A 10,092-nucleotide genomic window follows, 5' to 3' on the forward strand; every position below is an offset into this window, starting at 1 on the left:
CGGCAGGCGGTGCCGAGCCGCGCGAACCCCGTCGCCGGAAGGAAGGCACGTCACATGCACTGGCTCTTCGGCGACCAGCTCGGACCCCACTTCCTGCGCCCCTCACCCGGCAGCGGCCTCGCCCGTGACACCCCCCTGCTGATGATCGAGTCCCGGTCGGTGTTCCGGCGCCGTCGGTTCCACCGCGCCAAGGCCCATCTGGTGCTCTCCGCCATGCGCCACCGGGCGGCCGAACTGGGCGACCGGGTCCGCTACGTCCGCGCCGACACCTACCGCGAGGGGCTGGAGCGGGCGGCGGGCCGCGACCGGGTCACCGTGCACCGTCCGACCTCGTACGCGGCGCTGCGGCTGGTACGCGCGCTGCCGCGGGTGACCGTGGGGCCCGCGCGCGGCTTCCTCGTGCCGCTGGACGACTTCGCGGCCTGGGCCGACGGGCAGGGCGGTGAGCGGCTGCGCCAGGAGGACTTCTACCGCTGGGTCAGACGCGGGCACGAGCTGCTCATGGACGGCGACGGGCCCGCGGGCGGCCGGTGGAACCTCGACCACGACAACCGCGAGCCGCCGCCCCGCGGCACGGACGTGCTGCCGGTCGGCCGACCCTACCGGCCGCGCGAGGACGGCATCGACGAGGAGGTGCGCCGCGACCTCGACCGCTGGGAGAAGGACGGTGACGTCTCCTTCGTCGGGCGGGACGGGCCGCGGCTGTTCCCGGCCACGCGGACCGAGGCGCGGGCCGCGCTGGCGCGGTTCGTGGAGCACCGGCTGGCGACGTTCGGCCCGTACGAGGACGCGATGCTCGCCGGGGACCCCGTGCTCAGCCACAGCCTGCTGTCGTCCTCGCTCAACCTCGGCCTGCTCGACCCGGCCGAGTGCGTCGAACGGGCCGAGGCGGCGTGGCGGGCGGACGCGGCGCCGCTGAACAGCGTGGAGGGTTTCGTCCGCCAGATCGCGGGCTGGCGCGAGTACGTCTGGCAGCTGTACTGGTACTTCGGCGAGGAGTACCGCGACGCCAACACGCTGCGCCACACCGCGGCGCTGCCCGGCTGGTGGAACGACCTGGACGCCGACGCCGTGCGGGCGCGCTGCCTGCGCACCGTCCTCGCCCAGGTGCGCGACACCGGCTGGACGCACCACATCCCCCGGCTGATGGTCCTCGGCAGCCACGCCCTCCAGCGCGGCTGGGACCCCGCGCGGGTCACCGACTGGTTCCACCGCTGCTTCGTGGACGGCTACGACTGGGTGATGGTGCCGAACGTCGTCGGCATGTCCCAGTACGCCGACGGCGGCCGGATGACGACCAAGCCGTACACCTCGGGCGGCGCGTACGTGAACCGGATGAGCGACCTGTGCGGGCCGTGCGCGTACCGGCCCGGCGACCGCACCGGCCCCCGCGCCTGCCCGTACACCGCCGGCTACTGGAACTTCCTCGACCGGCACCGGACGGCCCTCGAACACAACCACCGCATGGCGCGGGCCGTGCGCGGTCTCGACCGGCTCACCGACCTGGACGAGGTCCGGCGCCAGGAGCGCGCGCGGGGCGACTCGGCGCCCTGAGCGGCGGACCGTCCCGGTGCGGGGCCGGGCACGTTCGTGCCGTACGGCGGCGCCCGGGGCGGGATGCCCGTGGGGTGGGAGGCGTCGCGGCGCGAGGGCGTCCGACGGCCGGGGCCGTGCGGGCCGCCCCGTCCCCGGACCGCAAAAACCTTTCGACGGGGCTCGGTCGGACACCTGACCATGTGCCCATGCCCCTCGGAGAGACCCTTGCCCGGGTCGACGCGGATCTGGCCGCCGGCCGGATTCCCCTCGCGCGTCAGCGCTTGCGCGGCCTCGTGTCGTCGTTCCCCTACGACCTGACGCTGCGCCGGCGTCTGGCCGGGGTGTACCGGCTCTACGGCGACGCCGCCGAGGCGGGACGGTGGATGTACCTCGAAGAGGACCGCGACGCCGAGGAGACCGCGGCGTTCGAGACGCGGTACGGGTCTCCCGCGTGGCGGACGAAGGCCCTCGCCTGGCGCGGTCCCGAGGCGCTGGCCGCCACCTCCGTCGCCGAGGAGCGGTTGGCCGCCGTACGCACCGCCTGCGCCCGGGAGTTGGGGCACGCCGTCGACTGGGACGACCCCGACTCCTGCCTGGACCGCTTGCGGGACCCGTACGAGGACGAGCCCCCGGGGCCGTGGACGGCGGGCGGCGTGCTGATGTGCGGCGGCTGCCTGGTGGGTGTCGTCGCGTTCCTCGCGGTCTGGGTGACCGCAGTCGTGGCCCTCTTCGACTGACACAGGTCGCCGGGGGGCTGCCGACGCCTCGGCGGTCGGCGGGTGTTCAGTCCCGTTCGGCGCGTGCGGCGCGCGAGGCGCGGCGGACCATCCGGCCGCGGCGCTTGGCGGAGCGCAGGAGGAGCACGGTGAGGATGGTGCAGACCAGGACGGCGAACACGCTTGCCTCGGGGCCGAATCCGCCGCCGGTGACGGCCTCGGGGCCGGTGAGGACGCCGCGCAGCAGGCCCGCGGGCGTGCTGTCGTCGCCGGAGACGGTCACGCCGAAGACGCCGCTGAGGGCGAAGTTCCAGCCGAAGTGCAGGCCGATCGGCAGCCACAGGGCGCCGGTCGCGACGTAGGCGGCGCCGAGCATCAGCCCCGCTTCGACGGCGATCGCGAGCGCACCCCGGACGGTGGCCCCGGGGTTGAGCAGGTGCAGACCGCCGAACAGCGCGGCGGAGACCGCCAAGGCGCCCACGGTACCGGCGAGTTCCTCCACCACGCGGAAGAGCACGCCGCGGAAGAGGAGTTCCTCGGCGACGGCGACGCCCGCCATGAGGCCGAGGACGGTGAGGGCGCCGCCGAGCGACACACCGCCTTCGGTGCCGTAGTCGGCGCTCAGCGCGATCAGCGCGAGCACGGCGGTGAAGAGGCCCATGCCGGTGAGCGTGCCGGAGCGCAGCCCCGGCACGGCGCGGGCGGGGTCGAGTTCGGTGACCGGGCGCTGTTCCAGGAACCGTACGAGGGCGGCGTACCCGCACAGCGCCCCGATGGCGATCACGGCGCCGCCGAGCAGGGAGAGCACCGGGTTGTCGCCGGCCAGGGCACGCACCCCGGCGGCGAGCGCCGTCACGAGGACGAGTGCCGCCGCCGGCACGAGGAGGCGGACCGCGGCGGAGCGCGCCGGGCGGGACGGCACGACGGGTGTCTGGGCGAACAGGGCGGTCAGCGACGACCGCAGGCGCGTTGCCGCGTGGGCGAAGTACATGCGCGGCACGCTACGAGCACGGGCCCGCCGCTCGCGTCCCCCTGCGGTGGACAGTGGGCTGTGGCTCTCGCGGGGGACAACCCGGTCTCGGGGCGGGCTTGTTCACCCGGTGGCGGCGACGAGGCCGGCCCGGTGGGCGAGGACCACCGCCTGGACGCGGTCCCGCAGGCCGAGCTTGGTCAGGATGCGGGAGACGTACGTCTTCACGGTCTCGCGGCTCAGCACCATCCGGTCGGCGATCTCGGCGTTCGACAGCCCCTCGGCGATCAGCCGCAGCACCTCGATCTCGCGCGGCGCGAGGGGCGCCAGGGCGCTCGGAACGTCCGCCGCGCGCGGCCCGGCCGGGCGGATCCGGTCGGCGAACCGGCCCACGAGGCGCCGGGTGACCGCGGGCGACAGCAGTGCCTCCCCGGCGGCGACGGTCCGGACGCCGTCGACGAGCGTGCGCGGCGGCGCGTCCTTCAGCAGGAAGCCGCTCGCGCCCGCCCGCAGTGCCTCGTACACGTACTCGTCGAGGTTGAAGGTGGTGACCACCAGGACCTTCGTCGGCTCGGCGACGCCGGGGCCGGCGAGTTGCCGGGTCGCCTCGATGCCGTCGAGGACGGGCAGCCGTACGTCCATGACCACCACGTCCGGACGCAGCCGCCGCGCGGCCTCCAGTCCCGCGCGCCCGTCGGCCGCCTCGCCCACGACCTCCAGGTCCGGCTGGGCCGAGAAGATGGTGACGTAGCCGGTCCGCACCAGCTCCTGGTCCTCGCAGACCAGCACTCTGACGGTCATGCCTCTCCCCCGGCCGCGACGGGCATCCGGGCCCGGACGCCGAATCCTCCGTCCGGCAGGGCGCCGGCCCGCAGTTCGCCCCCGCACAGCGCGACCCGCTCGCGCAGCCCGGTCAGCCCGTGGCCGCCGCCCCGGACGGGTTCGGCCGGCCGCTCGGGCTCGGCCGCGCCGCGCGGCGCCGCGAGGGGCCTCGCCCCGGTCGTCACCTCGACCTCCATCTCGGTCGCCCGGTGGCGCACCGCGACCCGGGTCGGGTGCCCGGGGGCGTGCTTGAGGGCGTTGGTGAGCGCTTCCTGGACCACGCGGTAGGCGGCCAGTTCCACCGCGGCCCCCGCCGGCCGCCGCTCGCCGTCCTCGGTCAGTTCCACGGGCTGACCGGCGGCGCGGGTCCGCAGCACCAGTTCCTCCAGGCTCGCGGGGACCGGCTCCTGTTCGCGTGCGGGGGACGTCTTCAGCAGGCCCAGGAGGTCCTGGAGATCGGACAGGGCCCGCCGTCCGGAGTCGCCGATCGCCTCCAGGCCGGTGGCGACCCGGTCCGGCGCGTCCGCGAGGACGAACCGCGCGGCGTCGGCCTGCACCACCATCGCGGTGACATGGTGGGTCACCACGTCGTGCAACTCCCGTGCGATGAGCGCCCGTTCACGGGCGACCGCTGCCTCGGCGGCGAGCAGGCGCCGCTCGGCCGAGGCGGCCCGGCGGCCGCGCAGCAGCACGCCCGCGCCCCAGAAGGCCGCCAGTACCAGGTAGATGAGGACGAACGCGGCCGCGTTCTGCGGCGATCCCCGTTCATGCAGCGCGAGAGCGAAGAGCGCGAAGAGCGCGCTGCCCGCCCACGGCACGGCCTTCCCCGCCGTGCGACCGCCGTGCGCGCCCGCGCCGGCGAGGGCGGCGTACAGTCCCACGCTGGCGAACGTCGGCGGGTATCCGGCCAGTTCACGTGCGGCGAACGCGGCGGCGACCAGCGTGAGGCAGGCCGCCGGCCACCGCCTGCGCACGACGAGCGGCAGCCACAGCGACGCGGTGAGCAGCACACCCGCGATGTCGTAGGGCCGCTGCGGCAGATCTCCGAACTGCGCGCCGACCGGGGCCGTGACCGGCAGGAACGCCACGGGCGCCAGGAGCACGACGCCGAGCGCGTCCCGCTTCACGGCGTCGAGCCGGTCCCAACGGGCGCTGTATTCACGCCTGCTGCTCACCCAGGACGCCACTGCCGCTTCGAACACGGGGAGAGCCTAGCGGCCCGGCGCACGGGCGCGTTCGCGCTCCCGAACCGCGGAACCGGGTGAGCACCGGGCTCGGTCCTCCGGCCGGCAGGACTCGCCCCCACCGAGATCGCACACATGTTCTACTCGCCGAGGAGTGCCGCACCCTGCGGAACCCACCACCGGACACACCCCGGGGCACCCCGCCGCCCCGGAGGTACAGTGGGGAGACATGTCCGTAATGTCGCCCTTCGGGGTGCTCGTGAGGAGGACGGACCCATGACCCACCCTCTCGTCCCGCCCACGGAGACGCCCCCCGCCGAGGGTTCCATCGCCGAGGCGCACCAGGAGCGGGCCGACGGAGGAATGTGGGAGCACCCCATGTTCTGGCTCGGCCTGATCATCATCGGCAGCGTCGTCGTCGCCGGGTTCTTCCTGGCCCGCATCGGCGGCCTGTGAGCGGTCCGGCTCAGGGTGCCGGGCGCGGTCCCCTCACGCCGCCCGGCCCTCTTCCCGCCTCGGAATCGCCTTCGGCTCGGCCACGGTCCGGGCCGTCCTCCTGACGCGGTAGGTCGTCTTGGACGGGTCGGTCACCGGCTCGCCCAGTTCGATGTGCCCGCCGGAGCGCAGTTCCTCGCACACGTCCGACGGCAGGGCGACGTAGCAGCCGCCCCTGCCGGCGGCGGAGTCGACCGGGCGCCAGTAGCCGTAGCGGATGCGTCCGCCCTCGTGGACGGTGACGAAGACGGGTGTGCGCGAGTCGGCGACGATGCGCAGCACGTCGGCCGCACGGTCGTCCGGCGACTGCCGGGCCCCGGGCGGACGCGGCGCGGACCGCGTGCCCGGCCCGGACGGACGCGGCGCGGCGGGCACGTTGGGCCCGGTCGGGCGGAGCGCGACGGGCGCACCCGGACGGGAGGCGTCGGCGCGGGGGGTCCGCCCGGCGAGGTCCAGCCGGCCCCGGCGCGCGGCATGGACGATGTTCCCCGCGAAGTCGGCGTCGGCAACGAAGTACGGGGCGCGGGAGGACGCGAGGGGCATCGCTACGGCCTTTCCTGGGCGGGGAACGGACACCGCTCGCGTCGTTCCGAATCCAATGTCGATCTTGCTGGTCGGCATTCTTGCGCCTGTCACTGACAGTGCGCCCCCGTGTCGGCCGCCCAGGGGGAGCGCGCGGTTCAGCGACGCCGTCCCCGCAGCCTGCCGAGGAGCCGCTGCGCCTGGGCCCTGCGGCGCGGGTCGGCCGAGGCGCGGCGCAGTTGCTCGACGGCACGGCGTCCCTGCGGGCTTCTGGTGAACTGCCTGATCCTGTCCAGCATTCCGGGCACGACTGTCCTCCTGGGGTCGGCGACGACTCCCCCGAAAGAGAGCCTTCCTACGCACGCGATTACCCCTGACGGGCCCAGTCATCCCTCGGGAGGGCGATGAATGCGGATCTTGTGCCACGGGGCTCGGTTCCGCGGGGAGTTGAGGGGTCCGACGCCGCATCGGGTTCGCCCGCCGGAGAGTTGCCGGCCTCCCGGACCGGCGGCCGGGCCCGCCGCGCGACGCCGCCGCCGCGGCGTACCGGAGACGACCCCGCGGGCTCCCCGACCTCGGTCCGGGGCCGGGTCGGGTCGGGTCGAGGTCCGGCCGGGTCGTACCGGGTCGGCCGGGCGGGCGCGACGGCACCGGGACAACGGGCGGGAACCGGGTACCCGGTGGTGCACTTGTGACGGTGGCGACGCCGTTCGGTCGCCGCGTCGGCAAGTGTCGGCGGTGAGCGGGCTGTCCCGCGGACATCGGCGCTCGGCAGAAAGGACCCCTCATGGCGGTCAGCGACACCGACCTGGTCGAGGCCGATGCCGACCCGGGGGCCGTCAGGCGCCATCGCACGCTCTTCAGGGCTGTGAAACGGCGCAGAAACCCTCCCCTGCGGCGCACGGACATCACCGTCACGGACGAGGCTGCCGTGAAGCGCGCGGTGAAGGCGGCCTCGCTGGGCAACGCCATGGAGTGGTTCGACTTCGGGATCTACAGCTACCTGGCGGTCACCCTCGGTCACGTCTTCTTCCCGTCCGGCAACGACACCGTGCAGCTGCTGTCGTCGTTCGCGACCTTCGCCGTGTCCTTCCTGGTACGCCCGATCGGCGGCATGGTCTTCGGGCCGATGGGCGACAAGGTCGGCCGCAAGAAGGTGCTCGCACTCACGATGATCATGATGGCGATCGGCACGTGCGCCATCGGCCTGATCCCCTCGTACGCCACGATCGGCTTCTGGGCGCCGGTTCTGCTGATCTTCTTCAGGCTCGTCCAGGGCTTCTCGACCGGCGGCGAGTACGGCGGCGCCTCGACCTTCATCGCCGAGTACGCGCCCGACAGGAAGCGCGGCTTCTACGGCAGCTTCCTCGAACTGGGCACCCTCGCCGGTTACGTCGCCGCCGCGGGGCTGGTGACGGTCCTGACGGCGCTGCTGGGCAGCGGCGGGATGGAGTCCTGGGGCTGGCGGGTGCCGTTCCTGGTGGCCGGTCCCATCGGACTGGTGGGCCTCTATCTGCGGCTGAGGCTGGACGAGACGCCCGCCTTCCGGAAGCTGGAGGACGAGTCCCTGCACCGCGCCTCCGACGCCGCCTCCGCCGTGGAGACGACCGCCACCGGGGACCTGGCCAGGATCTTCCGCGACTACTGGCCGACCCTCGTCCTGTGCGTCAGCCTGGTCGGCGCCTACAACGTCACCGACTACATGCTCCTGTCGTACATGCCGACGTACCTCTCGGACGAGATGGGCTACTCCGAGACGCACGGCCTGCTCATCCTGATCGGCACCATGGTGGTGCTGATGCTGCTGATGAACCGGGTGGGCCGGCTCAGCGACCGGCTGGGCCGCAAGCCCCTGCTGATGGCGGGCATGCTCGGGTTCCTGGTCCTCTCGCTGCCGGCGTTCCTGCTGGTCCAGCAGGGCAGCCTGGTGGCGGTGTCGGCGGGCATGCTGATGCTGGGCCTGTCGCTGGTGTGCCTGCTCGGCACGATGTCGGCGACCCTGCCGGCCCTGTTCCCGACCCGGGTCCGCTACGGCTCCCTGTCGGTCGGCTACAACCTCTCCGCCTCCCTGTTCGGCGGCACCACGCCGCTGGTGATCACCGCGCTGATCTCCGTCACGGGCAGCGAGCTGATGCCCGCGTACTACGCGATGGCGGCGGCAGTGGTCGGTGTGATCGCCGTGGCCTGCATGAAGGAGACGGCCGGCCGGCCCCTGGAGGGCTCGCCCCCCTCGGTCGCCACGCCGGAGGAGGCGGCGGAGATGGTGGAGAGCCGGGCCCCGGCGCCGAGGTTCTGACCCGGCGGGCGCGCGCAGGTACGCGTCCCCGGCGGGACCCGTACGCACGGAAAGGGGGCCCGGCATCCGCGGCGATCGCGGATGCCGGGCCCCGGGCGCGGCGCGTCAGCCCTGGCGGGCCTTGAAGCGCGGCTCCCTCTTGTTGATCACGAAGGTCACGCCCCTGCGGCGCACCACCTGGGCGCCGGGCCTGGCCTTGAGCGCGCGCAGCGACGTGCGCACCTTCATGGCGGGTCTCCTCTCGACGGGCCGGCGGACGCGGCCCGGGTCAGTGGCGGGCGGCGGTACGGCCGTAGCGGCGCTCGAACCGCTCCACGCGTCCCTCGGTGTCGAGCACGCGCGCGGTGCCGCCGTGGAACGGGTGGCTCGCGGACGAGATCTCGACGTCCACCACCGGGTAGGCGGTGCCGTCCTCCCACTCGACCGTCCGCCGCGGGTCGAGGGTGGAGCGGGTCAGGAGGGTGAATCCGGACGCGGTGTCGCGGAAGACGACCGGGCGGGACACGGGATGGATGCCGGGCCTCATGGGATGTCCTTTCGTCACGGGCTTCGCAGGGTGTGGGGCCGTCACGGGCTTCGCAGGGTGCGGAGCCGTCACGGGCTTCGCAGGGTGCGGGGCAACGCGGGGGTCAGCGCTCCTCGCGGAACGGGACGTGCGCGCCGGCGACCGGGTCGTACTTGCGCAGGACCAGCCGGCCGGGGTCGTTGAGACGGTTCTTGCGGGTCACGTAGGTGACGCCGGTGCCGGCCGTCGACTTCAGCCTGACGACGGGCCGCGCGTTGCTGCGTGCCATGAGGTGCTCCCTTCCGCCGACACGTTCATTGACTCGAACATGTCAGATGCTGGTGTAACGGTCCTGACCCGTTTCCTATTCCGGGCCCGTCGCCTGTTCCGGGCCAGTTGTTCCGTGCCGGTTGTTCCGGGCCCGTCTCCTGTTCCCGGGACGCCGGCGGCCGGTGACGCCCCGGGCCGGGCCGGGCGCACGCCGTCCCGGGAGAGCCCCCGGTTCCCGCTGCCCTTCCCGGCGCGCAACCGCCCGTCCACGGACCCCCAACACACCTCCACCCCCGCTGATTCCCGCGCTCTTCTCCCTGTTCGGAGGCCCTGCGGCCGGATCGCCCGACGTACGACGGCGCTCGGCCGGGCCGGGTCCGCGCCGCCGGGGGCGACGGGCCGCGGTGGTGCCCGGCGAGCGGTCCGGCGCGTGCTCCGCCATGCTGGGCCGGGGTGGCCCCCTTCCCCGCGACAAGGAGCACCACATGCCCACGGACCCGACGGACCCGGTCGGACGCTTCCTCGCAGCCCTGGACCCCGATCACCGCGAGGCCGTCGGCACCAGACCGGTCCAGGAGCAGGAACGCCTGGCCGCGGCCTGGGAGAGGGAGCTGGAGACGGACGACGGGCTCGACACGCTGGACGAGCTGTCGCCCCCGGCGGCCGAGGCGGAGGCCGCTCGGCGCGTCCTGGCGCGCGAGGGCGGCGCGTAGCCGCGAGGGCGGCGCGCCGGCGCGCCGCGGTGGCCGTACGGCGCTCCGGGCATCGTCAGCCAG

At 74.3% G+C, this 10,092-nt stretch carries 13 protein-coding genes; 5 read left to right on the forward strand and 8 right to left on the reverse strand.

Annotation, left to right across the window (positions count from 1 at the left end; translation table 11 throughout):
* Positions 1-54: 54 nt before the first annotated feature.
* Both SZN_RS31985 and SZN_RS31990 read left to right on the forward strand, forming a co-directional pair.
* Positions 55-1,554, forward strand: coding sequence for a cryptochrome/photolyase family protein (locus SZN_RS31985; protein ID WP_007503207.1), 1,500 nt, complete (start codon positions 55-57; stop codon positions 1,552-1,554).
* 188 nt (positions 1,555-1,742) lie between these two features.
* Positions 1,743-2,273 (forward strand): DUF6584 family protein, encoded by a 531-nt coding sequence (locus tag SZN_RS31990; RefSeq protein WP_007503209.1) that lies wholly within the window; start codon positions 1,743-1,745, stop codon positions 2,271-2,273.
* Between the two features lie 46 nt (positions 2,274-2,319).
* Here the strand turns inward: SZN_RS31990 and SZN_RS31995 are convergent, their stop codons facing one another.
* The 3 genes from SZN_RS31995 to SZN_RS32005 all read right to left on the reverse strand — a co-directional run bounded on the left by SZN_RS31995 (position 2,320) and on the right by SZN_RS32005 (position 5,246).
* Positions 2,320-3,243, reverse strand: a complete 924-nt coding sequence (locus SZN_RS31995) for a CPBP family intramembrane glutamic endopeptidase (protein WP_007503211.1) — start codon at positions 3,241-3,243, stop codon at positions 2,320-2,322.
* Between the two features lie 102 nt (positions 3,244-3,345).
* The gene (locus SZN_RS32000; RefSeq protein WP_007503213.1) at positions 3,346-4,023 is read right to left on the reverse strand and encodes a response regulator; all 678 of its coding nucleotides are present in this window, start codon (positions 4,021-4,023) and stop codon (positions 3,346-3,348) included.
* A complete protein-coding gene (locus SZN_RS32005; protein WP_244313453.1) occupies positions 4,020-5,246 on the reverse strand; it encodes a sensor histidine kinase in 1,227 nt (408 codons plus the stop codon). Before SZN_RS32005 ends, SZN_RS32000 begins: the two co-directional genes overlap by 4 nt.
* 258 nt (positions 5,247-5,504) lie before the next feature.
* Here SZN_RS32005 and SZN_RS32010 point away from each other — a divergent pair, with 258 nt between their 5' ends.
* Entirely contained in the window at positions 5,505-5,684 is a 180-nt protein-coding gene (locus tag SZN_RS32010) for a DUF6480 family protein (protein WP_007503217.1), read from the forward strand.
* Between the two features lie 33 nt (positions 5,685-5,717).
* Here the strand turns inward: SZN_RS32010 and SZN_RS32015 are convergent, their stop codons facing one another.
* Both SZN_RS32015 and SZN_RS41680 read right to left on the reverse strand, forming a co-directional pair.
* A complete protein-coding gene (locus SZN_RS32015) occupies positions 5,718-6,266 on the reverse strand; it encodes a hypothetical protein (protein ID WP_007503219.1) in 549 nt (182 codons plus the stop codon).
* 137 nt (positions 6,267-6,403) lie between these two features.
* A complete protein-coding gene (locus SZN_RS41680) occupies positions 6,404-6,553 on the reverse strand; it encodes a hypothetical protein (RefSeq protein ID WP_167546341.1) in 150 nt (49 codons plus the stop codon).
* Between the two features lie 479 nt (positions 6,554-7,032).
* Between SZN_RS41680 and proP the strand changes: the two genes are divergently transcribed.
* The gene (proP, locus tag SZN_RS32020; RefSeq protein WP_007503221.1) at positions 7,033-8,541 is read left to right on the forward strand and encodes a glycine betaine/L-proline transporter ProP; all 1,509 of its coding nucleotides are present in this window, start codon (positions 7,033-7,035) and stop codon (positions 8,539-8,541) included.
* Positions 8,542-8,646: 105 nt separating this feature from the next.
* Here the strand turns inward: proP and ykgO are convergent, their stop codons facing one another.
* From ykgO to rpmG, 3 genes are all read right to left on the reverse strand, one after another.
* Complete coding sequence (gene ykgO / locus SZN_RS32025; protein WP_007503222.1) at positions 8,647-8,769, reverse strand: type B 50S ribosomal protein L36; 123 nt, start codon at positions 8,767-8,769, stop codon at positions 8,647-8,649.
* Positions 8,770-8,809: 40 nt separating this feature from the next.
* Positions 8,810-9,067 (reverse strand): type B 50S ribosomal protein L31, encoded by a 258-nt coding sequence (locus tag SZN_RS32030; RefSeq protein ID WP_007503223.1) that lies wholly within the window; start codon positions 9,065-9,067, stop codon positions 8,810-8,812.
* Positions 9,068-9,170: 103 nt separating this feature from the next.
* The gene (gene rpmG, locus SZN_RS32035) at positions 9,171-9,335 is read right to left on the reverse strand and encodes a 50S ribosomal protein L33 (RefSeq protein WP_007503224.1); all 165 of its coding nucleotides are present in this window, start codon (positions 9,333-9,335) and stop codon (positions 9,171-9,173) included.
* A 466-nt stretch (positions 9,336-9,801) separates the two neighbouring features.
* Between rpmG and SZN_RS32040 the strand changes: the two genes are divergently transcribed.
* Positions 9,802-10,029, forward strand: coding sequence for a hypothetical protein (locus SZN_RS32040; protein WP_043734192.1), 228 nt, complete (start codon positions 9,802-9,804; stop codon positions 10,027-10,029).
* The last annotated feature ends 63 nt before the right edge of the window (positions 10,030-10,092 follow it).

Source organism: Streptomyces zinciresistens K42 (genome assembly GCF_000225525.1).
Taxonomy (GTDB): domain Bacteria; phylum Actinomycetota; class Actinomycetes; order Streptomycetales; family Streptomycetaceae; genus Streptomyces; species Streptomyces zinciresistens.